This is a genomic window from Sphingomonas sp. OTU376 (assembly GCF_038440415.1).
Taxonomy (GTDB): Bacteria; Pseudomonadota; Alphaproteobacteria; order Sphingomonadales; family Sphingomonadaceae; genus Sphingomonas; species Sphingomonas kyeonggiensis_A.
Window position 1 is genome coordinate 25,875 of the sequence record NZ_JASATQ010000022.1, and the last position, 21,880, is coordinate 47,754.

Annotated in this window: 19 protein-coding genes; 4 read left to right on the top strand and 15 right to left on the bottom strand. The window is 67.7% G+C overall.

Translation table 11 applies throughout. The annotated features are described in order from the left end of the window. Nucleotides 1-30: 30 nt before the first annotated feature. From AAHM44_RS11370 to AAHM44_RS11420, 11 genes are all read right to left on the bottom strand, one after another. Nucleotides 31-1,947 (bottom strand): flavin monoamine oxidase family protein, encoded by a 1,917-nt coding sequence (locus tag AAHM44_RS11370; RefSeq protein WP_269574983.1) that lies wholly within the window; start codon nt 1,945-1,947, stop codon nt 31-33. Nucleotides 1,948-2,355: 408 nt separating this feature from the next. After that, the gene (locus tag AAHM44_RS11375; protein WP_184167148.1) at nt 2,356-3,300 is read right to left on the bottom strand and encodes a PilZ domain-containing protein; all 945 of its coding nucleotides are present in this window, start codon (nt 3,298-3,300) and stop codon (nt 2,356-2,358) included. A 104-nt stretch (nt 3,301-3,404) separates the two neighbouring features. Then, nucleotides 3,405-4,058: a glutathione S-transferase family protein gene (locus AAHM44_RS11380; RefSeq protein WP_342250049.1), complete on the bottom strand. Its 654-nt coding sequence runs from the start codon at nt 4,056-4,058 to the stop codon at nt 3,405-3,407. 236 nt (nt 4,059-4,294) lie between these two features. Next, nucleotides 4,295-4,762 (bottom strand): cyclic pyranopterin monophosphate synthase MoaC, encoded by a 468-nt coding sequence (gene moaC / locus AAHM44_RS11385; RefSeq protein WP_184167144.1) that lies wholly within the window; start codon nt 4,760-4,762, stop codon nt 4,295-4,297. Beyond that, nucleotides 4,759-5,547, bottom strand: coding sequence for an indole-3-glycerol phosphate synthase TrpC (gene trpC, locus AAHM44_RS11390; protein WP_342250050.1), 789 nt, complete (start codon nt 5,545-5,547; stop codon nt 4,759-4,761). Before trpC ends, moaC begins: the two co-directional genes overlap by 4 nt. After that, nucleotides 5,547-6,539: an anthranilate phosphoribosyltransferase gene (trpD, locus tag AAHM44_RS11395; RefSeq protein ID WP_342250051.1), complete on the bottom strand. Its 993-nt coding sequence runs from the start codon at nt 6,537-6,539 to the stop codon at nt 5,547-5,549. The genes trpC and trpD overlap by 1 nt, the downstream gene beginning before the upstream one ends. A gap of 95 nt (nt 6,540-6,634) precedes the next feature. Beyond that, on the bottom strand, nt 6,635-6,994 hold the full coding sequence (locus tag AAHM44_RS11400) for a hypothetical protein (RefSeq protein ID WP_342250052.1): 360 nt from the start codon (nt 6,992-6,994) through the stop codon (nt 6,635-6,637). After that, the gene (locus AAHM44_RS11405) at nt 6,994-8,529 is read right to left on the bottom strand and encodes a cation:proton antiporter (RefSeq protein ID WP_342250053.1); all 1,536 of its coding nucleotides are present in this window, start codon (nt 8,527-8,529) and stop codon (nt 6,994-6,996) included. The genes AAHM44_RS11400 and AAHM44_RS11405 overlap by 1 nt, the downstream gene beginning before the upstream one ends. A gap of 102 nt (nt 8,530-8,631) precedes the next feature. Further along, nucleotides 8,632-8,988, bottom strand: a complete 357-nt coding sequence (locus AAHM44_RS11410; RefSeq protein ID WP_269574988.1) for a hypothetical protein — start codon at nt 8,986-8,988, stop codon at nt 8,632-8,634. A gap of 108 nt (nt 8,989-9,096) precedes the next feature. After that, nucleotides 9,097-9,681 (bottom strand): anthranilate synthase component II, encoded by a 585-nt coding sequence (locus AAHM44_RS11415; protein WP_342250054.1) that lies wholly within the window; start codon nt 9,679-9,681, stop codon nt 9,097-9,099. A gap of 10 nt (nt 9,682-9,691) precedes the next feature. Next, nucleotides 9,692-10,441 carry a phosphodiester glycosidase family protein gene (locus tag AAHM44_RS11420; RefSeq protein WP_342250055.1) on the bottom strand — a complete coding sequence of 250 codons (750 nt, stop codon included), beginning with the start codon at nt 10,439-10,441 and terminating at the stop codon, nt 9,692-9,694. Nucleotides 10,442-10,556: 115 nt separating this feature from the next. On the opposite strand from AAHM44_RS11420, the gene AAHM44_RS11425 reads away from it, so the two are divergent. Continuing rightward, nucleotides 10,557-10,973: a hypothetical protein gene (locus AAHM44_RS11425; protein WP_269574991.1), complete on the top strand. Its 417-nt coding sequence runs from the start codon at nt 10,557-10,559 to the stop codon at nt 10,971-10,973. Nucleotides 10,974-11,127: 154 nt separating this feature from the next. Here AAHM44_RS11425 and trpE read toward each other — a convergent pair whose 3' ends face one another. Then, nucleotides 11,128-12,612, bottom strand: coding sequence for an anthranilate synthase component I (gene trpE / locus AAHM44_RS11430; RefSeq protein WP_342250073.1), 1,485 nt, complete (start codon nt 12,610-12,612; stop codon nt 11,128-11,130). 16 nt (nt 12,613-12,628) lie between these two features. Beyond that, complete coding sequence (locus tag AAHM44_RS11435; RefSeq protein WP_342250056.1) at nt 12,629-14,560, bottom strand: peptidylprolyl isomerase; 1,932 nt, start codon at nt 14,558-14,560, stop codon at nt 12,629-12,631. Nucleotides 14,561-14,680: 120 nt separating this feature from the next. Between AAHM44_RS11435 and tpiA the strand changes: the two genes are divergently transcribed. Further along, nucleotides 14,681-15,433, top strand: a complete 753-nt coding sequence (tpiA, locus tag AAHM44_RS11440; protein WP_269574993.1) for a triose-phosphate isomerase — start codon at nt 14,681-14,683, stop codon at nt 15,431-15,433. 52 nt (nt 15,434-15,485) lie between these two features. Here tpiA and AAHM44_RS11445 read toward each other — a convergent pair whose 3' ends face one another. Continuing rightward, on the bottom strand, nt 15,486-16,841 hold the full coding sequence (locus tag AAHM44_RS11445; protein ID WP_342250057.1) for an MFS transporter: 1,356 nt from the start codon (nt 16,839-16,841) through the stop codon (nt 15,486-15,488). A 190-nt stretch (nt 16,842-17,031) separates the two neighbouring features. On the opposite strand from AAHM44_RS11445, the gene AAHM44_RS11450 reads away from it, so the two are divergent. After that, nucleotides 17,032-18,909, top strand: coding sequence for a putative bifunctional diguanylate cyclase/phosphodiesterase (locus AAHM44_RS11450; protein ID WP_342250058.1), 1,878 nt, complete (start codon nt 17,032-17,034; stop codon nt 18,907-18,909). 216 nt (nt 18,910-19,125) lie between these two features. Further along, nucleotides 19,126-20,163, top strand: coding sequence for an alpha/beta hydrolase (locus AAHM44_RS11455; protein WP_342250059.1), 1,038 nt, complete (start codon nt 19,126-19,128; stop codon nt 20,161-20,163). 199 nt (nt 20,164-20,362) lie between these two features. On the opposite strand, the gene AAHM44_RS11460 is transcribed toward AAHM44_RS11455, so the two are convergent. Then, entirely contained in the window at nt 20,363-21,757 is a 1,395-nt protein-coding gene (locus AAHM44_RS11460) for a leucyl aminopeptidase family protein (protein WP_342250060.1), read from the bottom strand. Between the last annotated feature and the right edge of the window lie 123 nt (nt 21,758-21,880).

Below are 21,880 nucleotides of genomic sequence, written 5' to 3' on the forward strand. Positions count from 1 at the left end.
CCTTTTCCCGGATGATCGGATTGGTTGCGGCTAGATGCCTTCGACCAGCAGCCTGGTGTCGGGCAGCTTCTCGAGGCGCGGGATCTCGAGGTCGGGCCGCGCCATGCGGGTGAGCGCGTTGAGCGCCGCGGCGATCGCGCCTTCCTGCCAGCCGGGCAGCGACGACAGCTGGTCGCCGACGACGAAGAACACCGGATCGGAGAGCTTGCCCCTGGCATCGTGGATGCCGGTGCCCTGGCTCAGATTGTTGAAATGATCGGCGGCTTCCTTCGCGGGGCCGACCGACTGCCAATAGGCCCAGCCGCCCTTGATATAGGGCATGTTCTGCCACGCGATCGCGAGGCCGTCGTGCAGGCCGTTGCCGAACTTCACGCCGAATTTCCGCGCGCCCTCCCGCGCCAGGTCGAGCCGGTCCTTGACCGTCATCTGGCCCCATTCATGGGCGACCTGGCCGAAATTATAGGCGCCGGTCAGCACGCCCTTGCGGTCGTGATAGGCGGTGGAGGGATACCAGATCTGGACGATCTCATGCGAGGTCCAGCTGATCCCGCCGAAGATCGGCACGACGCCTTCCTCGGCATCGGGCGCGACCAGCGTGGTGAGCTTGAGGTCGCCGGTGTGCCGGGCGGTGATCAGCTTGCCCTGCCACAGCGTGCGATCGCCCTGCCAGCCGACCTTGGTGGTCGCGGCGAGGAACTTGTCCTGATACTCGCCCTTGTCGTTGATGCGGGGGCGGGCCTGCGCTGCGTAGACCGCCTTGAGCCCCTGCTTGAACGGCAGGTCGAAGCCGCTCTTGTCGCCGCCGCCCTGCAATTCCTTCGACAGCAGCTTCTCGAGGAACGGGATCGCGATGTTCGAGAAGCAATAGTCGGCGCGGTATTCGATCGTTTCCTTGCTGCCGATCCTGGCGACCTGGACGACGAATTCCTTCGTCTTCGCGTCCCAGGCGATCGAGGTCACCGGGCTGTTCAGGTGGATCGTCCCGCCCAGGGTGGCCACCTGGCGGGCGAAGGCGCGCTGGACCTGATCCATGCCGCCGACCGGCTGGAAGATCGTCTGCTGCCACAGGAAATCGACCGGCTGATAGAAGCGGGTCTGGGCCCAATATTCGGACTTGAGCAGGTCCTCGAGCTTGATCGCCTTGGAGATCTCGCCCGCCGCGACGCCGGGAAGCACGTCGAAGCCGGCGCGCGAGATCGCGTTCTCGAAGCCCGGATTGCCCGAGGTGGGCGCATAATTGCCGTTCTCGTCGAGCTCGCCGAAGCTGATCATCAGCGACTTGAGCTTCGCCGCCAGCCCCCGGCGCTCGTTCGTGGGGATATCGAGGCTGGTCGCCTCGAGAAGCTGGGCCGCGTTCTCATGCACCAGCTGCGCGATCCAGCCGCGCAGATTGTGATCGATCTGCCGATAGACGCGGGGCTTTCCCCGCAGCGCGCCCTTGTCCATCTGGACGAGGTTCGACATCGAGTTCATCACATAGACTTCGACCGCGACGCCGAATTCGCGAAGATAGCTGAGCAGCCGTTTGTGCGCCGAGGGGATGCGGCCGGGGCCGGCGTTGAGATAGGGCTCGGCGTCGCCGACCGGCCATTCGAAGCGGACGACCTGCGTCTCGCCCGGCTCGGACCCGAACAGCGCATCGTCCTTGTCCTCGGTCAGCGTGTCGCCGGTGCGCAGCGACATGCATCGCCCGCCCGTGCGGTTCTGCGCTTCGAGAACGGTGACCTCCATGCCGGTCTTGTGGACCAGCAGCTCATAGGCGGTGGTCAGCCCGCCGACGCCGGCGCCGAGGATCAGCGCGCGCTTGCCCTTGAAGCTGCCTTCGTCCAGCCGAACCGGCCCCGGGGTGATCCGCAGCTGCTCGTTGGTCGCGTCGTCCAGTTCGGCCCATGCGCTGGCATCGGGATGCGATCGCAGAAAATCCGCGCGGCTGATCTTGGTCGACATGTCGCTCTCCCCCCGGGATCCGTCGGACAGGATCCGTCAGTGAATTTCAAAATCCCGGGCGGCTGGCGACCAAGGATCACCGCCGGTTCTTGTTGCGCCAGGCGCCAGATACTGGCGGTCCTGCCCAGATCATTTGCTGCGACTCGTTGGCCAAGCATGCATTATTGGGAAGAAGACAAAACAGTTTTTGGAACCGATATGCAGTTACACTGTGCCTTTTGGTGCAAAGTGCGGGCGAAATCCGCCTAACTGCTTGCGGCAGAAGCTTTCGATAGAATCCCTAGCTGGTTATTTAGCACGAGGAGTGCGTGCGTCTCGCGCGCCAGGGACAGCGCCGATGGCGCGCGCGGCATCCCACTGGCGCAAGCAGCGCGCAGGATGACAATACCGGCTTTCGGGAAAGGGCCTCTAGGCCCCGATGCGTTGCAGGTCCCCGGCCTTAAGCGGCAGGCGGAATTCGCAGAGGAAGCGGTGGCGGTCGTCGGTTTCGATCACCGAGGCCGGGCCGCCGCCGATATTGGGCAGCGAGATCCACAGCTGGGCGCCATTGGCGAAGGGCGCGCGGCTTTCGAACTCGACGAGCTGGGGGGTGATCCCGCGCAGCTTGACGTTCCACCAGCGCACGCCCTCGCGGACACGGGCCGGAACGTCGAGGCGGATCGCCTGCTTGTCCGGGATCAGGCCGGTCGGCTCCTGGATCACGGCCATGCGAGTGTGGTGCGACGGGGTCTGCTGGGCCTGGCGCAGCCAGGGCATCAGCACCTGCCAGGGCAGGTCCTCGCCGAAGGCGACGCCGGCAAAGCTGCCCTGCGACCATTTCACCACGCCGTCGAGCGGGCGCAGGCCGTCGAAATTGATCTGGACCGGATCGCCTTCCTGCAGCGCGATGTCGGTCTCGAAGCCGCAGCCGCCCTGGGAGAGGTTGCGGCTGCGGGTGAACTCGACCTGGTTGCCGCGGCGCACGCAGATCGTCTGGTGCAGCTCGACGCGCGGCACGCTGCGGCGCTCGGCAGGGAGGCAGGCGAGGTTGCGGGCGAGCGTGCTGACCACGTCGATCGGCGTCTCGAACAGGAAGCCGGCGGCGCCCTGCTCGGTCCAGGCGATGCGGCCCGGCAGCGACTGGCCGTTGGCGAGCGCGAGGTGGAGGCCTTCGGACTCGACGATCTCATCGTCGAGATGGAGCATCGCACCGGCAGCGCTCAGCTTGCGCAGCGAGCAGGGCAGGCGGGTGGTCTCGCCGACCAGCACGGCGGAATCGAAGGCGGCGTGGTCGCCCGGCTCCGCAAGCATCTGCGCCCCTGGGGCTTCGCCCGAGAGGCTGAAGATGGTGGAGGACGCAAGTCCCTGTCGCATAAATGTTTTTTCCCGACCCCGCTCGACGGTGATAGTGCGGGGCCGGGTCTGAAGGCGGGGTTAAGCCGCAGGGTTGCGAAATCCCTAATATACCCCCGAAACGATCAGTCGCGATCGGGCGCGCCGAGCGGGAAATAATGGCGATAGGGGCGGGCATCCTCGACGCAGCGGACGACCGAGGGACGGGCGAGCAGCCGGGCGCGATAGGCGCGGAGGCTGGCCAGCGCCGCGGGGATCGGGCGGACCCAGTCGGCATAGAAGAGCGAGGGCGCGGCGGCGCAGTCGGCAAGGGTGAAGCTGTCGCCGACGGCCCATTCCCGGCCGGCGAGATGGGCGTCGAGCCAGGCATAGATCGTGTCGAGTCGGGCCATCGCCTCGTCGAGCGCGATGGGGTCGCGGCGTTCCGCGGGCAGCATCGCGTCGATCACGGGCTTCTGCATCATGCCCATGACGTAGTTGTCGAAGATCCGGTCGAGCATCCTCGCCTGCACGGCAAGATCAGGGTCGGCGGGGATCAGCGCGACCGGGCCCGGATGGTGGACGTGGAGATATTCGATCACCGCGGTCGCCTCGACCACGGTACGATCGCCCTCGGCGAGGACGGGGAAGAGCTTGAGCGGCCAGCGGGCCTCGAGCTCCTGCGCGGCGCCCGGTTCCTCGAGGTTGCGGAAGGTGAGGGGGACGTCGTTCTCGTAGAAGGCGATCAGCGCCTTCCAGGTGTAGGACGAGAAGGGGTGGCCGAAGAGCTGGAGCGGCATGGCATCCTCTTATAGTTAGGTATTAAGCTAAGTATCTTGGCGTGGGGGTGCTGTCACGCGAATTTTTCGCTGCGGCCCTTCTTTCTCCCCTCCCTGCAAGGGAGGGGCCGGGGGTGGGTTGCGAGCGTAGCGAGCCCAGCGAGCCGGTGGTGACAAAGAAAAGGCCGGGCATCGAGCCCGGCCTTTTCTAACCCACCCCTAACCCCACCCCTACAGGGAGGGGAATTTGAAGCCCCTCAGGCCACCCAGTCGCCCGACTTGCCGCCCTTCTTGGAGAGCAGGCGGATCTCGCCGATGGTCATGCCCTTATCGAGCGCCTTGGCCATGTCGTAGAGAGTGAGCAGCGCGGTGGAGACGGCGGTGAGTGCTTCCATCTCGACGCCGGTCTGGGCCTCGGTAGCGGCGGTAGCCGTCACGGTGACGCCGGTTTCGTCGGGGGCGAGGTCTACCGCGACCCTGGTCAGCGGCAGCGGATGGCAGAGCGGGATCAGCTCGGCGGTGCGCTTGGCGGCCATGATCCCGGCGATGCGCGCGGTGGCGAGGACGTCGCCCTTCTTCACCGCACCGGCGCGGATCGCGGCGGCGGCTTCGCGCGACATCTCGATCCGGCCGCTGGCGACCGCCTCACGCGCGGTGACGGCCTTGCCCGCGACATCGACCATGCGCGCGGCGCCGGTCTCGTCGAGATGGGTGAGGTCGCTCACCCGACCAGCGCCCGGGTCGCCGCCTCGACATCGTCCTGGCGCATCAGGGACTCGCCGACGAGGAAGCAGCGGATGTCGTGCGCGGCCATTGCGTCGAGGTCGGCGCGGCTGTTCAGCCCGCTTTCGGCGACGAAGGTGCAGTCCCTGGGTGCCTGGCCAACCAGGTCATAGGTCTTCTGGACGTCGACTTCGAAGGTCTTGAGGTTGCGGTTGTTCACCCCAATCAGGCGCGAGCGCAGCTTCAGCGCGCGCTCGAGCTCGTCGGCGTCGTGCACCTCGACCAGCACGTCCATGCCGAGGCCGAGGGCCGCGTCCTCGATCTCGGCCATCTGGCCGTCCTCGAGCGCTGCGACGATGATCAGGATCGCATCGGCGCCGATCGCGCGCGATTCGAGCGCCTGCCAGGGATCGACCATGAAGTCCTTGCGGATCACCGGCAGATCGCAGGCCGCGCGGGCGGCGATCAGATAATCCTCATGCCCCTGGAAATACTCCAGGTCGGTCAGCACCGAGAGACAGGCGGCGCCGCCTGCCTGATAGGCGCGGGCATGAGCCGGAGGATCGAAATCGGCGCGGATCAGCCCCTTGGACGGGCTGGCCTTCTTGATCTCGGCGATCAGGCCATAGCCGCCGGCGGCTGCCTTTGCGTCCAGCGCGGCCTTGAAGCCGCGCGGGGGCGTGCGGGTGAGCGCCAGGGCCTGGAGATCGGCCAGCGAGGTCGCCTTGCGCCGCGTGGCGACTTCGCCGTGCTTGGTGGCGATGATGGTATCGAGGATCGTGGACATCAGAAGGCGATCCAGCAGGCGAGCAGCGCCTTGGCAAGGCCCTTGTCGATCGTCTCGGCGGCTTCCTCGGCGCCGGCGCGCAGGTCGCTGGCCTCGCCGGCGATGACGAGCGCGGCAGCGGCGTTGAGCAGCACGGCGTCGCGATACGGGCCATGCTCGCCTTCGAGCAGGCGGTGCAGGGCGAGGGCATTATACTCCGGACCGCCGCCACGGATCGCGCCCAGCGGGTGGCGGGGGAGGCCGGCATCCTCCGGGGTGATGCGCTTGGGCAGGCCCGAGCTGCCGATGCTGACGACGACGCTGGCATGCTCGGTGGAGAGCTCGTCCAGCCCTTCCTCGCCCGAGACGATCGCGGCGCTGTCGACGCCGAGCTGCTCGAGCGCCTCGGCATAGATCGGCGCGTAATCGGGGCGGGCGATGCCGATCAGCTGGCGGCGGACATGGGCGGGGTTCGCCAGCGGGCCCATCAGGTTGAAGATCGTCCGGCGGCCGATGCGACGGCGCAGCGGGCCGATCCGGGCGAGCGAAGGGTGGTGCGCCTGGGCGAACAGGAAAGCGATGCCGAGCTCGTTGAGCGATTCCTCGGCACGGGCGCCGGCGCGGTCAAGATCGAGCCCCAGCGCCTCGAGCGTATCTGCCGCGCCCGACTTGGACGAGGCGGCGCGGTTGCCATGCTTGGCGACCGGCACGCCGGCTGCGGCTACGACCAGGCTGACCGCGGTCGATACGTTGAGCGTGTGATGCCCGTCGCCGCCGGTGCCGCAGACGTCGATCGCGCCTTCGGGCGCCGAGATCGGGATGAGGCGGGCCCGCATCGCCCGGGCGGCCTCGGCGATCTCGATGCTGGTCTCGCCGCGCACCGACAGGTCGATCAGGAAACGCTCGATCTCGGGCTCGGCCACCTTGCCGTCGAGAATGTCGGCAAAGGCCTGAGCGGCGGACTCGCGGGCGAGCGGGGACGCGGGATCGGGGAGGAGGGTGAAATTGGTCACTTGGGCTCTATGATTTTCCCAGACGGGGAAATCGAGCAAATTCTGCTTTACCCCGCTCTCCTGATTGTTCCCCTGCTCTCAGGGTGAGGAGAACTTCAGCCCGCCCCGTTGCAATAGGCACTCAGCAACTGCCGCGTTCGGTAATCGAAGGTCAGGCGCACGACCCCACATCCGCCATCGAACAGATGCGGCAGCGGCTCGATATAGATGCCAGGGCCACGATCCATATCGACGATCACATAGACCGCACGGACGATGTCGCGGCCGTTTTGGGTGTCGCGCTGGTAGTAGCGGAGGTGCCTCCCGAGCGCCTTTGGCCGTCCCTCGCTACGATAGCGGGCGAGCGCGGCGTCGAGGTTTACGCCCCTCTCGGCCTGTACCACCCATTCGCGCGTCAGCGGCGGCGCCTTTTGCGGTACCGACAGCAGCGCCAGAATGGGAAGCAGCCAGAACATCACCCCTGCTCGATCAAATGCCGCCCCTCGGGGCTGATCGCCAGATCGCGCCAGTCGAGCTCTTCCTGGAGTTGCTCGTACAGGTCCTGGCCGATCACATCGGTATCGCGCAGTTCGTCGAGCGTGTCGCGCTGGGCGGCAACGGCGCAGAGCTGGAGGCGCTGGCGCGCGTCGAACTCGGGGCAGACATTGTCGGCGCCGTTGCGGTCGATCTCGAACTGGCGGCGGGTCTCGTCGGCGACCTTCCCCTGCTCGACTTCCAGCGCGGCGATCGCGGCTTCGGCGAGCTTGCGGCGCGCCTTGTTGAGCAGTTCCTCGCCGTCGCCCTTGCCGGCCAGGCCGAGCAGCTTGATCAGCGGGGCGAGGGTGAGGCCCTGCAGCACCAGCGTCGCCAGCACCACGGCGAAGGCGGAGAGCACGATCAGGTCGCGCTGGGGGAAGTCGTGCGGCAGCGCGAAGGCGGTGGCGAGCGTCACCAGCCCGCGCATCCCGCACCAGCCGACCACGACGCTCTGCGCGAAGCTGGGCGGGGGCAGGTTGCCGCGGATCATCGGGAAGGCGCGGACGATGCCGTTATAGGCCAGCGACCAGGCCATGCGGGTGACGATCACGCCGAGTACCACCAGCCCCGCGAAGATCGCCGCCTCGCGCAGGCGATCGGGCTCCATCTCGGCGACGATCTGGCGCGCCTGCATGCCCATCAGCAGGAAGGCGACGACGTTGAGCACGAAGACGCCGACGCCCCATACCGCGAAGGACTGGACGCGGTTGCGCGCGCTGATCGTCACGTTGGGCGAATTGGCGACGTACATCGCGCAGGTGACGACGCAGAGCACGGCGGAGAGGCCGAGCCGCTCGGCGAGGATCCAGGCGATCCAGGTGTTGACGAACTCGAACAGATTGCCGCCGAACGAGCCGCGGACGAAGGGCATCAGCCTGCCCATCGCCCAGCCGCAGAACAGGCCGAGCGCGATGCCGCCGGGCACCGCGAGGCTCAGCCGGGTGGCGACCATGGCGTCGATCCCGCCATGGCTCTGCACCGCGAGCGCGGCGCCGAAGAGCAGCAGGGCGGTCGCGTCGTTGAGCAGGCTCTCGCCGGTGAGCACCTGGACGGTGCGCCGGGGCAGCGCGGCGGACTGGAGGACGGTGGTGGCGGCGGCTGCGTCGGGCGGGGCGACGATAGCGCCGAGTGCGATCGCGGCGGCGATCGGCAGTCCGGCGAAGGCCCAGCCGATCCAGGCGACCACGGCGGTGGAAAGCAGCACCGCGACCACGGCGAGCGAGACGAGCGGGCGCCACAGCCGGCGGATCGCCGCCAGGGGAAAGTCGAAGGCGGCGTCGAGCAGGACGGGCGCGATGAACAATGCCATCGCGGTGTGCCCGTCGAGCGCGATATTGGGCGAGCCCGGAATGGTCGCGACGATCACGCCGGCGGCGGCGAGCATCGTCGGATAGGGAATCGGAGTCCGTCGCGAGACCTGCAGCAGCAGGACCGCCAGCGCGAGCAGCGCGACGAGGCTCTCGAAGAAGGTCACGGGAGAGAGGCTAGCTCGTTGCGCTCCCGCGTCAAATCCTACTGATGGATGAGCGGCCTTCCGCCACCCCGGACCAGGTTCGGGGTGACGGAAGCCGGTGGCTCAGTTCGCGTTGCCCGGCTGCGCCTGCGCCGGTGTGGCGGCGGGGGCGGCATCGTCCGGCCCATCCTCCGGGCCGTCGAACCCGTGCGGTCCGTGATGGCGGCCATGGCCGCGCGGGGCGGGCGGAATCTCGCCGATGACCAGCTTGCCGTCATGGTTGGTATCGAAGGTGTCGAAGCGGGCATTCGCCGCCGCGACCCATTCGGCGCGGGTGACGACGCCGTCGCCATTGGCATCGGCGCGGGCGAAGGGGCCCATCGGGCCGCGGCCCATGCTCGCCATCGCGATGCCGCCCGCGGCTACCGTGACGAGCACGCCGGCCAGCGTCGCGGCGACCAGCTGCAGCTTGTGGTTCATTTGCACTCTCCATCGGGCCCGGGATCGGGCCATGGTGGAGACAGTGGCGGCGCCACGTCGCGCGGCTATGTCACCGCGCGCCCGAAATTGTCGCAAATATTTGCAGGTTCAGGCGAGCGCGTGCGCCTCGATCCCGGCGAGCTTGAGGAAGTTGGCCAGCATCGCATGGCCATGCTCGGTGGCGATGCTCTCGGGATGGAACTGCACGCTGTGGATCGGCAGCTCCCTGTGCCGGAAGCCCATGACATGCCCGTCGTCGGACGTCGCGTTGACCACCAGCTCCTCCGGAATGTCGGTGACGATCAGCGAGTGGTAGCGGGTCGCGGTGAAGGGGGAGGGGAGGGATTCGAACAGGCCGGTGCCGTCATGCGTAACCGGGCTGGTCTTGCCGTGCATCAGGCCTCCGCGGACCACCGAGCCACCGAAATGCTGGCCGATCGCCTGGTGGCCGAGGCAAACGCCCAGAAGCGGTTTCCGGAGATCGGCGCAGGCGGCGACCAGGTCGAGGCTGATCCCCGCTTCATTGGGCGTGCAGGGGCCGGGCGAGATGAGGAACGCCTGGGCGTTGCTGGCAACGGCGTCGCGCGCGGTGAGCGCGTCGTTGCGCACCACCTGCACGTCGGTGCCCAGCTCCATCAGATAGTGGACGAGGTTCCAGGTGAAGCTGTCGTAATTGTCGATGACGAGGATCATGATGCCTGCGCTACTGCTTCTGGAGCGCCACGACAATCGGCCCGATGGGCACGCCGCCGTCGAGGCGATCCGATACGGGATCCCAGAGCCGCGAGACGGCGCCGTCGAGATAGAGGGCGTCGGGCGCGGCGAGCTTGTCGCGGAACAGCCGGGCGAAGCGGCCGAACGACACCGGCTCGTTGCTGATCGCGAACCAGGCGCTGCCGTTCAGCCCCACACCGACGGCGTTGCGGATGGTCAGCGAGGTGCCGTTCTCCGCCAGCTTCGGATGGAGCTGGCCGTTGATCAGCAGCATCGGCCCCGACTGGGTGGCGAAGCGGACGTGATCGGGCTTGTTCGCGGCGAAATCATCGGTGGTGGCGACGTGCCAGCCCTTGGCATCGCCCCAGAACACGCCGTTGGGCTGCATGTGGAAATTGCCCGGGCCGGGGCGACGGTTGAGCGGCTTCTGCTCGGCGCCGTCCTCGACATAATAGCCAATCGGCAGGCCGGCGGCGTCGAACATGCCGGCGTTCATCGCGAAGGCGATGCGCGGATAGCGATCGCCGAGGCGCGGCTGGAGGCCGGTGAAGTCGCGCATCGGGCGGCCGTCGGCACCCTTGTCGACCAGCAGCACGTCATGCTTCTGCGGATCGGCGCGGCAGACGGTGAAGCTGGTGCCCTCGAAGCTGATCTTACGGCAGGCATCATCAACGCGTCCGCTGGAAGCGCAGGCAGTCAGCGTCAGGAAGGCGCCGGCAACGGCGATCGGCCGGATCATGCGTGCCACTTAGGATGAAATCGCGTTCAGGCAAGCCATGCGCGTGCCTTGGGCTTGCCACAGTGCGGCGGCACGTCCAGCGGCGAGGGGCGTTGTTACGCCAGAAGGAGTGTTCATGATCGTTCGTTTGCTCGCCGCCGCCGCGCTGCTCGCGACGCCTGCCATCGCGCAGGATGCCAAGCAGTCGTCGCAGGACAATCAGGGGCCGCCCAAGCGGGTCCGCAGCGTGCTGCTCTATGGGCAGGAGCAGTGCCCCAAGCCGCAGAGCGAGGAAGAGATCGTGGTCTGCGCGAATGGCGGCGAATCGCCCTATCGCATCCCCAAGGAATTCCGGAACCAACCGAAGAACGACGCGGCGTCGCAGGCCTGGACCAACCGGGTCGAGATGGTCGAGGACGTGAACCGCGCCGGGCTGCCGAACAGCTGCTCGCCGGTGGGCACCGGTGGCCAGACCGGCTGCACCCGCGCCGCGATCCGTCAGTGGTACCAGGAACGGCTGGAGCAGAAGGCCAAGAACGCCGCGATTCCTTGAGCCAATCAAATCCTCCCCGAGCTTGTCTCGGGGAGGGGGACCATCGCGCAGCGATGGTGGAGGGGCCGCCGGTGAAACCGGCGGACTGCGTCCGCCGCCCCTCCACCGCCTTCGGCGGTTCCCCCCCCAGCGAGCTGGGGGAGGAATTAGGTGGTTACTGCCCGAAGCCCGCTTCGCCGGCCTGCTTTACCGCTTCGCGTGCCGCCGCGAACAGCGCGCCGGCCTTGGCCTCGCATTCGCGCTGTTCATAAGTCGGGTCCGAATCGGCGACGATGCCGGCGCCGGCCTGGACGTGCATCATGCCGTCCTTCACCAGCGCCGTGCGCAATACGATGCAGCTGTCCATCGAGCCGTCCGGCGAGAAATAGCCGACGCCGCCGGCGTATGGCCCACGCGTTTCGGGCTCGAGCTCGGCGATGATCTCGCAGGCGCGGACCTTGGGTGCGCCGCTGACCGTGCCCGCCGGGAAGCCGGCGAACAGCGCGTCGAGCGCGTCCTTGCCCGGTGCCAGCCTGCCGACCACGTTCGATACGATGTGCATGACGTGGCTGTAGAACTCGACCGTGTAGCTGTCGGTCACCTTGACCGTGCCCGCGTCCGCGACCCGGCCGACATCGTTGCGGCCGAGATCCAGCAGCATGAGGTGCTCCGCGCATTCCTTGGGATCGGCGAGCAGGCTGGCGCGGTTCTCCTCGTCCTCGGCGGCGGTCTTGCCGCGCGGACGAGTGCCGGCGATCGGTCGGATGGTCACTTCATTGTCGCGCACCCGCACCAGGATCTCGGGGCTCGAGCCGGTCAGCGCGAAGCCCGGCAGGTCGAGATGGTAGAGGAAGGGTGAGGGGTTGATTCGCCGCAGCGCGCGGTAAAGCTCGAACGGCGGCAGCGCGAACGGCGTGGTGAAGCGCTGGGCGAGCACCACCTGGAAGATGTCGCCGGCGGAGATGTATTCCTTTGCGGCGGCGACCATCTCGCCATAGCGGCCCGGGCGCAGCACCGGGGTGAGCTGGACTTCCTCCGGCTCGGCGCGGACCGGGGCGGGCAGGGGCGCGCTGGCGAGCTGCGCGGCAACGGTCTCGATCCGCTCGGCCGACAGGTCGACATCGCCGTCCGGCCAGACCGGCGCGACGAGGAAGAGCGCATCGGCGAGGCGATCGAACACCAGCACCACCGTCGGGCGAACGAACATCATGTCCGGCACGCCGATCGGGTTTTCGGGCGGGCGGGGCAGCTTCTCGACCAGCCCGACCGTCTCATAGCTGAAATAGCCGACCAGGCAGGCTAGCGCTTTGGGCAGCTCGGGCGGCACTTCGGTGCGGCAGCGCGCGGCGAGCGCGCGCAGCGCGTCGAGCGCGGGCTCGGCGCAGGGCTTGAAGGCGTCCCGGTTGGTCAGCCATTCCGGATTGATCGCCGCTTCGTTGCCGGTGGCGCGGAAGACCAGGTCGGGTGCGAGCCCGATCAGGCTGTGGCGCCCGCGGACCGAGCCGCCCTCGACCGATTCCAGCAGGAAATCGCCGCGGCCCGGCTCGATCAGCTTGAGCGCGGCGGCAACCGGAGTCTCGGTATCCGCGATCTGGCGCCGCCAGAGCAGCGCCGGCCGTCCTGCGGCCAGCGCCGCGCGAGCGGCTTCGATCCCCTCGATGCCCTGCGGCACGCCCTTAACGGACGCCCTGGCGGGTCAGGTCCGCGCGGAGGCGGGCGATCGCCGCTTCGTTGCGGGTGATCTTCAGGTCATTGCGGATCGCACGGATGAACTCGCGGGCATATTCCGCCGGGATCTGCTGCTGCAGACCGCTGCGCATGTTCGCCATCGCCATCGGATCGCCCGAGGCATCATGCGGCTCCACCTTGTCGAGGAGCACGACGTAGAAGCCCTTGCGATCGGGCGCTTCGAGCAGGCGGGCCTTTTTCGGCTGCATGCTGAAGGCCATCTTGATGAACTGTTCCTTGTCCGCGATGTCCTTGCGCTGGAAGTCGAACGGCTTGGGCGGCGGACCCTTGGCGCCGGCGTCCGCAAGCGCCTTGTCCATCGGCACGCCCTTGTTGAGCGCGGCGACCACGGCATTGGCGGCGACCTTGGCCTTCTCCAGAGCCTTGTCGACCAGATAGTCGGTCTTCACCTTATCGCGAATGCTGGCGAGCGGGCGCGGCGCGGCCGGCACGATCCGGTCGAGCTTGACGATCGCGAAGCCGCCTTCCGGCGAGACCTGGGCGATCTGGATGTCGTCGTCCGGGTTCTCGAAGGTGAAGCCGCTGCGCATGATCGCCACCATCGCGGGATCGGGCTTATAGGCTTCATTCTCCGGATCGGTGCCGCCGGCGGCGAGCGCCGGTGTGACCTGCGCGGTCAGCTTGGCATCGCCGAGCAGCTCGGCGAAGTTCTTGCCGTCGCCGACGCCGTCCTCGATCTTCTGGCGGAGATCTGCCAGCGCCTGCGCGGTCTTGCGCTGGGTGACTTCCGAGGCGAGCTCGTCATGCGCCTGGGCGAGCGACTTGGCGGCGATCTTCTCGATCTTCTCGACGACCAGGATGTGCCAGCCGAGCTGCGACTTGACCGGGCCGACCAGCGCGCCCTGCGCAGCGGCAAAGGCGGTGTTGGCGATCTCGGCAGTGGTCTGGCGCGCGAGCTCGGGCTTCTCGATGCCTTCGAAATTGGTCGGGTCGAGGCCGGCGGCCTTCGCGGCGTCGGCCAGCGGCTTGCCGCCCTTCACTTCGGCGGCGACCTTGTCGGCAGTCGCCTTGTCGAGCACGACGAGCTGGCGCACGCCGCGCTTCTCGGCGGCGGCATAGCGGGCGCCGGCCTTCTTGTAGGCGTCGGCGATCTCGGCTTCGGTCGCGGTCTGCTGGGCGCGGATCTGGTCCGGCATCACCACGGCGTAGCGCACTACGCGGCGCTGCGGCACGAGATAGCGGGCGCGGTGGCTGACATAATAGGCGTTCAGCGCCTTGTCGTCCGGATCGGCGCCCGGATCCATCTGGGCGGTGTTGATCATGCCGACCACGCCGGCGCGGCGCTCCAGCAGCAGCGAGGCATAGGGCGCGACGACGCCGTTCGGCACGTCGGTGCCGATGGTGGCGCGGTTGACCAGCCAGTTGCCGTAGCGCTCGCGGATCATGCTGTCGCGGAACAGCGCCGGGGCGAGGCGATTGTCGGCGAGCAGCTTCTCGAAGGTCTGCTGGCTGAACTTGCCGTCGATGCCGGCGAAGGCCGGGTTGCTGGCGATCTCGGTGTCGATCAGCTTCTTCGACACCGACATGCCCGACTTGCGGCCGAATTCGACCAGCGCGGCCTGGTTGATCATCTCGTCGATCGCGATGTCGAGACCGCCCTGGGCGAGGAACTGCTCCATCGTCACCGTCTGGCCCTGCTGCTGCAGGTTGCGGATGAAGCGCTCGATCCGGTCCTTCACTTCGGTGTCGGAGATCTTCTCGCCGCCCACCGTGGCCAGCGTGCTGCTCGTCGCGCCACCACCGTTGCGGATGCCGGTGATGTCGCCCGCCGCGAAGGCGATGGCGATCAGGCCGAGGAACAGGAACACCGCAATCAGGCCGTAGCGCGACTTGGTGAAATTGCGGAAGAAGCTGAGCATGAAGTGCCGATCGTTGGAATGGTTTGCGGGTGCTTTAGGGCGGCCCGGCGCAGCCGACAAGCTTGTGCGAACGCCGCCGCCTGCTATCCGCGAACGAAATAAACAAAATTGGAGGTTGGGGTGATGCGGCGCAAGCTGGTGGCGGGTAACTGGAAAATGCACGGGCTGCGGGCGCAGCTGCCGGAGGTCGAGGCGATTGCTTCTGCTGCTGCGGCGAATCCGTCGGTCGATGCCGCGCTCTGCCTGCCCTTTACGCTGATCCATCCCGCCGCCCAGGTGGCGGGCAGCCTGCCGATCGGCGCGCAGGACCTGCACGAGGCCGACAAGGGCGCGCATACCGGCTGCATCTCGGCACCGATGCTGGTGGAGGAGGGGGCGACCCTGACCATCGTCGGCCATAGCGAGCGTCGCGGCGACCAGCACGAGACCAGCCACGACGCCTATATGAAGGCTGCCGCCGCGCACCGGCACGGGCTCAAGGTGATCTTGTGCTGCGGCGAGCTCGAGGCCGAGCGTGCCGCCGGCCGCGCCGAGCGAATCGTCCAGTCGCAGATCGAGAAGTCGCTGCCCGACGATGCCGATCCGAGCTGGCTGACCGTCGCCTATGAGCCGCGCTGGGCGATCGGCACCGGCAAGACGCCGACAGCCGACGAGATCGCATCGATGCATGCGATCATCCGTGCCAAGCTCCGCATGATGATCGGCGACGCCAAGGCCGACGGCATCCAGATTCTCTATGGCGGGTCGGTGACCGGCGCGAATGCCGCGCAGATCCTGGCGCTCGACAATGTCGATGGCGCGCTGGTCGGCGGGGCCAGCCTGACCGCCGAGAAGTTCGTGCCGATCATCGAGGCTGCGGCTTCGGTTTCGTGACTGTTTGCTCCCTGCTTCCCCGGTGAAAGCCGGGGAGCTGCCTGGGTGAATTTCAGTCTGCGGGGCGACCCAGCGTAAGGAATGCCGTGACGCCCGACAGCGCGGCGGCCGCTGCCCCGACCAGCGCGCCCATGTGGAAGGCGCTGACCAGTCCCGTGCCGGCCGATGCGATCACCGCGCCGGCGATGGCGGTGGCGATCAGGCCGCCGGTGCGGGCGATCGCGCTGTTGAAGCCCGAGGCGGTGCCGGTGTGCGTGTCGTCGACCGAGGCGAGCACCGCGGTGGTCAGCGGCGCGGCGACGCTGGCCATGCCGATCGCGATCGCCAGCGCGCCGGGGAAGACCGAGGTCCAATAGGGCGCATCCTCGTCGACCAGCAGGAGCAGCGCGAAGCCGATCGCGACGATCATCGGCCCGATCGTGAGCGGCCAGCGCGGGCCTACCCGGGCGGTGATCCGTCCCATGATGCGGCTGGCGATTCCCATGCCGAGCGGCATCGGCAGCAACGCGAATCCGGCGTGCAGCGCCGAATAGCCGCCCGCCTCGATCAGCACATAGGGCAGGAGCAGCAGCACCCCGCCCAGCGCGCCATAGAGCAGGAAAGTGAGCAGGGTGAGCCCGGCAAAGGCGCGCGAGCCGAACATTGCCACGGGCATCATTGCACGGTCGCCGCGATGATGCTCGACCCAGAGGAACAGGCCGATCGCTGCCAGCCCGGCGGCCAGCCCGATCGCGACGGTGGTGTCGATCGCGTGGTGGCTCGACCAGAGGGTCAGCGCCCAGGTCAGCGCGCCGAGCGCGAGCGTTGCGGTGAAGGCGCCGGGCAGGTCGAGCGGCAAGTCGCCTTCCGAGCTTTCCTCGACATAGAAGAGCGCGATGCCGATCGCCGCGAGTGCCACCGGCACGTTGACGTAGAAGATCGCGCGCCAGCCGATCATGTCGACCAGCCAGCCGCCGAGCGGTGGCCCCACCGCGCCCGCGATCGCGCCGACGCCCGCCCAGGTGCCGATCGCCTTGCCGCGCGCCTCGCCGGTAAAGGCATGGCCCAGCGTGGCGAGGCTGTTGGGCAGCAGGATCGCCGCGCCGATGCCCTGCAACGCGCGGGCGGCGAGCAGCAGCGTCAGGTCGGCGGCGACGGCGCAGGCGAGCGAGGCGATGGTGAACAGCGCGATGCCGAGCACCAGCAGCTTGCGTCGTCCGAAATGATCGCCCGCCGCGCCGCCGATCAGCAGCAGCGCCGAGAGCGGCAGCATGTACGCGTTGATCGTCCATTGCAGCTCGGCCGGGGTGGCGTGCAGGTCCACGCCGATCGCCGGCAGCGCGACATTGGTCACCGATCCGTCGATGAACGCGAGGCTCGACGCCAGGATGCAGGCGGTGAGGGTAAGGTTCGGGTGCCGGGCCTGCATGACACCGCTCTAGCAGAGCCGGCCGCAGTCCGGGAGGGTGGCCGAACGGAGAGGATGCATCCACCCCGGGGCTAAGGTAATATACTGAAATTACGCAAATCTTCTGCCGCCCGCAGGGATTGGCTTGCTATATATGGATATGCCGAGGCTCTCGCTTCCCGCCAGGCCTGTCGATGCCGATCGGAATCAGATGATTCTGGTCGAGCAGTTCCGTGCGCTGCGGCGGCAGGTGCCGCTGATGTACCTGATGATGTTCGCGGACTCCGCGTTCCTCGCCTTCACGGCCTATGACACGGTGAGCCCCTGGTGGAGCCTGGGCATGCCGGCGCTGCTGGCCGTGCTCTCGGCAGTGCGCGCGGCGTTCTGGCTCAAGCGCCGCGGCGATATTCCGCGGCCGGAGCTGATCCCCAATTATCTGCGCGGGACGATCCTTGTCGCGGCGACGCTGAGCTTTGCCTTTGGCGGGTGGGGGCTGCTGCTCTACGCGGAGGGCGACCTGATGCGCCGTGCGTGCATCGCGCTCTACATCTTCATCGGTGCGATAAGTTGTTGTTATTGCCTGCAGTCGGTGCCGCGCGCCGGCCAGGCGGTGCTGCTGTGCGGTGCCGCGCCGGTGACGTTCTGCCTGATTCTGTCGCCCGACTGGTCGCTGCGCGGGCTGGGCTTCAACATCCTGGTGGCCAGCTTCGTGGCGGTGCGGATGATGCGCACCAGCCATGCGGGTTTCGTCGAGATGCTCGCCTCGCGCTCGCACATGGCCGCCGAACAGGCACGTGCCCAGGGTGCCGAGCAGCGGGCGCACCAGCTCGCCTATCACGACCCGCTGACCGGCCTGCCCAATCGCCGTGCGCTCGCCGAGGCGCTCGAGCGGCGGATGGCGCCCGACGGCAGCGGCGCATCGCTGGGGCTGCTGATCATCGATCTCGACCGGTTCAAGTCGATCAACGACGTGCACGGCCATCCCGCCGGCGACCAGCTGCTGCGCGACGTCGCCGCCCGCGTCAGCGCCGTGGTGGGCGAGGAGGGCGTGAGCTATCGCCTGGGAGGCGACGAGTTCGCCGTGATCCTCGACGGTGACGGCGAAGGCGCGCGGCGCATTGCCCATGCCATCGTCAACGCGGTGATGAAGCCCTTCGCCGGATCGGAGCTGGTCCATCATATCGGCGCCAGCGTGGGCATCTCGCTCTATCCGCAGGACGCGCTCGACCTCGACACGCTGATGCGCAAGGCGGACATCGCGCTCTACAAGGCCAAGCATAGCGGGCGGAGCCAGCATTGCGCGTTCGAGCCGATGCTCGACGCCGAGATCCGCCGCCGTGCCGAGATCGAGCGCGAGATGCGCGAGGCGATGAAGACCGATGCGTTCGTGCCCTATTACCAGGCGATCGTCTGCCTCAAGAGCCACGAAGTTGTCGGCTATGAGCTGCTCGCGCGCTGGCGGCGTGCGGAGGGCGAGGAGATTGGCCCCGAGCAGTTCATCCCCATCGCCGAGGAATGCGGGCTGATCGACACGCTGATGCTGCGCCTGCTCCGCCGTGCCTGCCGCGAGACGCGTGACTGGCAGGTGCCGATCTCGATCAACGTCTCGCCGACCCAGCTCAAGGATCCGTGGTTCAGCCAGAAGCTGCTCGGCGTGCTGATCCGCGAACGTTTCCCGGCGCGGCGCCTGACGGTGGAGATCACCGAGAATGCGCTGATCGTTGATGCCGGGAGTGCGCAGGACGCGATCGCCTCGCTGCGCAACCAGGGCATCCAGCTGGCGCTCGACGATTTCGGCACCGGCTATTCCTCGCTCCAGCACCTCCAGATGCTGCCCTTCGACCGGCTCAAGATCGACCGTTCCTTCGTCGCCGCGATGGGCCGCGATCCCCAGGCGATGCGGCTGGTGCTGGCGATCGTCACTCTGGCCAACACGCTGGAACTGCCGGTGGTGGCGGAGGGCATCGAGAATGCGGCAACCGCCGAGGCGCTGGCCCGGCTCGGCTGCGCGATGGGGCAGGGCTTCCATTTCGGCCATCCGATGCCGGTGGAAGGGATCGCGGCGGTCGGCGGCGGAGTCGCGGCCTGAGGCTTTGCGTGAAGGCGCAATTCTTCGTGCTGAGCTTGTTTCAGCATCCAGGCAGCCGCGCGGGATATCGCTCGTGGAGAGTTGGACCCTGAAACAAGTTCAGGGTGACGGGAATACTGGAAGGCATCTCGGGCTCTTCCCCGAGAGTTGTGCACGTATCACCTTCCCTTTTTTGAAGGGGTTGGCGTAGCATCGCCGGGCTCACGGGAGGGTTCGATGCCGCTTTTCGCCTGGTTTGCCTGCCTGCTCGCTCTGATCGCCACGCCGGTTGCCGCCAGTACGCTGGAGCGCGGCACGATCGACGCCGCCAGCCTTCGCGGCAATGCCGCCGGTTTACCGAGTGCGCGGGGCGTCACCGTCTATCTGCCCGACAGCTACGCTGCCGACCCGACACGGCGTTTCCCGGTGCTCTATTACCTGACGAGTTTCTTCGAGGACGACCGTGCGCCCTGGGCGAACAATGGTGCGCAGGCGCTGCTCGACCGGGCGATCGACAGGAAGGTGGTCGGGCCGGCGATCGTGGTGACGATCGACTGCACCACCCCCGTCGGAGGATCCTGGTACGTCAACTCGCCGGTGACCGGGAATTGGGAGGACCTTGTCAGCCGCGAACTCGTCGCCTGGGTCGATGGGCGCTACCGGACGCTGGCCTCGCGGGATTCACGCGGCATTGCGGGCGACCGGATGGGCGGGCACGGCGCGATCCGGCTGGCGATGCGGCATCCGGAAGTTTTCGGCGCGGTCTATGCGCTGCACCCGATCGGCATGGGACCGGGCGTGCAGACGATGTTCTCGCGGCCCAACTGGCAACTGTTGCAGGATGCCAGGCGGATCGAGGACCTGCGCAGCGACGGCTTCTCGCTGATCTTCACTTCGATCTTCCAGGCGCATCTGCCCAACGCCACGCGCGCGCCGCTGTTTTTCGATCCGCCGGCGCGGCTGGCCGAGGGGCGGCTGGCGGTCGATCCGGCGCTTACCGAGAAGCTCAACGCCAGCTTCTTCCTCGATCGCCAGGTCGCGGCGCATGCGGGCAATCTCAAGCGCCTGCGCGGCTTCATGTTCGACTGGGCGCGGGGCGACTCCAACCCCGACCATATCGTTTCGCTCCTGGCCTTCACCCGGACGCTGGACAGTTTCGGCGTGCCCTATGAGGCGGAGGAATATCGCGGCGGCTGGGGCGAGCGCCACTGGGGCGAAGACGGGCGCATCTATTCGGAGATGCTGCCGTTCTTTGCGCGGACGCTGGTGTTCTAACGTTACTCCCCTCCCTGGAAGGGAGGGGCCGGGGGTGGGTGGATGCGCGCGATACGAAGAGGCCCGGCGACACGGCATTCGTATCGCCAGGCCTCTACCCACCCCGCAGCAGGTGAACCGCGTCCCACGCGGTTCAGGCCATGCCGGGGGCATGGCCGACCTGCAGCGCCCCTCCCTTCCAGGGAGGGGAAGCCAAGACTTACTTCGCGTAGCGGTCCTTCAGCACCTTCCATACGGCGCGCAGGCTCACCGCCTCGGCGCCCTTGGGGCGGCCGGGCTTGTGGCTGCCGTTCCAGCAGAAGATGTCGAGATGCGCCCACTGCGCCTTCTCGGGCACGAATTCCTTGAGAAACAGCGCCGCGGTCAGCGCGCCGCCGAACGGGGCCTCGGCCGCGTTGACCATGTCGGCCACGTCGGACTTCAGCATCTCCTTGTACGGATCGTAGAGCGGCAGGCGCCACATCGGATCCGCCTCGGTCTCGGCCGCGGCCATCAACTCGCTCGCCAGCGTGTCGTCATTGGCGAACAGCGCCTGGAGGTCGGCACCCAGCGCGACACGGGCGGCGCCGGTGAGCGTCGCATAGTCGATCACCAGCTCGGGGGTCTTCTCCTCGGCCTTGGTCAGCGCGTCCGCCAGGATGAGGCGACCCTCGGCGTCGGTGTTGCTGTTCTCGACCGTGATGCCCTTGCGCGAGCGCATGATGTCGCCCGGGCGGGTGGCTTCGCCGTTGATCGAGTTCTCGACCGCGGGGACGAGCATGTGCAGCCGCACCGGCAGGCGCGACGACATGATGAGCTCGGCGGTGGCCAGCGCGTGCGCGGCGCCACCCATGTCCTTCTTCATCAGGCGCATGCCCGAGGCCGGCTTGATGTCGAGGCCGCCCGAATCGAAGCAGACGCCCTTGCCGATGATCGCGACCTTGGGATGCTCGGGATTGCCCCATTCGATCTCGATCAGGCGCGGCTCGCGGCCCTTGCCGGCGGCCTTGCCGACTGCCCAGAGCAGGCCATAGCCCTTCTCGACTTCGTCGCCCTTCACGACGCTGAGCTGGCCGCCATAGGCCTTGACCAGGTCAGCGGCCGCGGCCTCGAGATCGGCCGGGCCCATGTCGTTGGCGCCGGTGTTGATCCGGTCGCGCAGCTTGTAGGTGGCATTGGCGATGCGAACCGCTTCCTCGATCCGCGCGACATCGGTGGTCAGCAGCACGCGCGCGCCGGTCGGCGCCTTCTCGTCCTTCTTGTAGGTGTCGAACTTGTACTGGGCGACGAGCCAGCCATGGATCGCCTTGCCGGGCTCGACGCCCTCGACGCGGTACGCGCCCTCGGGCAGCGTCTCGGCGAGCTTGGCGAGGCACCAGGGCGACAGCTTCTCGGCATTTGCGACGACCGTCACCACCGACCAGTCCTCGGGCCCGTCGCCCGGCAGGATCGCGCTCGAATAGGCGCTGGGCGCCAGCTTCTGCGCGGCGGCCGCAGTGCGGTGGCGCGGCGGCTGGGCGTTGAGCCAGGCATCGAAACCCTTGGCGTCGATCACATGGATGGTGCGGGCGGACTGGCCCTTGTCGGGCTGAACGAGCGTGTTGGGATCAGGCATGTGCATTGATCTAGGTAATGGGGGCGGCGAGGGCTAGCCCCTTCGCGGCACATGAATTTTCGTTCATGAAGGAACCGTCTCGTTTCGCAACCGGTTTCCCGAAGGTCCGCAAGCACCTCCCGG

Excerpts from the sequence above, each read along its gene's own strand:
- AAHM44_RS11455 (WP_342250059.1), top strand. The coding sequence starts at position 19,126 with ATGCCGCTTTTCGCCTGGTTTGCCTGCCTGCTCGCTCTGATCGCCACG.
- trpC (WP_342250050.1), bottom strand. The coding sequence starts at position 5,547 with ATGTCCACGATCCTCGATACCATCATCGCCACCAAGCACGGCGAAGTC.
- AAHM44_RS11400 (WP_342250052.1), bottom strand. The coding sequence starts at position 6,994 with ATGTTCTGGCTGCTTCCCATTCTGGCGCTGCTGTCGGTACCGCAAAAG.
- AAHM44_RS11380 (WP_342250049.1), bottom strand. The coding sequence starts at position 4,058 with ATGCCGCTCCAGCTCTTCGGCCACCCCTTCTCGTCCTACACCTGGAAG.
- AAHM44_RS11445 (WP_342250057.1), bottom strand. The coding sequence starts at position 16,841 with ATGCAGGCCCGGCACCCGAACCTTACCCTCACCGCCTGCATCCTGGCG.
- AAHM44_RS11435 (WP_342250056.1), bottom strand. The coding sequence starts at position 14,560 with ATGCTCAGCTTCTTCCGCAATTTCACCAAGTCGCGCTACGGCCTGATT.
- AAHM44_RS11420 (WP_342250055.1), bottom strand. The coding sequence starts at position 10,441 with ATGATCCGGCCGATCGCCGTTGCCGGCGCCTTCCTGACGCTGACTGCC.
- AAHM44_RS11370 (WP_269574983.1), bottom strand. The coding sequence starts at position 1,947 with ATGTCGACCAAGATCAGCCGCGCGGATTTTCTGCGATCGCATCCCGAT.
- AAHM44_RS11450 (WP_342250058.1), top strand. The coding sequence starts at position 17,032 with ATGATTCTGGTCGAGCAGTTCCGTGCGCTGCGGCGGCAGGTGCCGCTG.
- AAHM44_RS11375 (WP_184167148.1), bottom strand. The coding sequence starts at position 3,300 with ATGCGACAGGGACTTGCGTCCTCCACCATCTTCAGCCTCTCGGGCGAA.
- AAHM44_RS11460 (WP_342250060.1), bottom strand. The coding sequence starts at position 21,757 with ATGCCTGATCCCAACACGCTCGTTCAGCCCGACAAGGGCCAGTCCGCC.
- AAHM44_RS11425 (WP_269574991.1), top strand. The coding sequence starts at position 10,557 with ATGATCGTTCGTTTGCTCGCCGCCGCCGCGCTGCTCGCGACGCCTGCC.
- AAHM44_RS11415 (WP_342250054.1), bottom strand. The coding sequence starts at position 9,681 with ATGATCCTCGTCATCGACAATTACGACAGCTTCACCTGGAACCTCGTC.
- AAHM44_RS11410 (WP_269574988.1), bottom strand. The coding sequence starts at position 8,988 with ATGAACCACAAGCTGCAGCTGGTCGCCGCGACGCTGGCCGGCGTGCTC.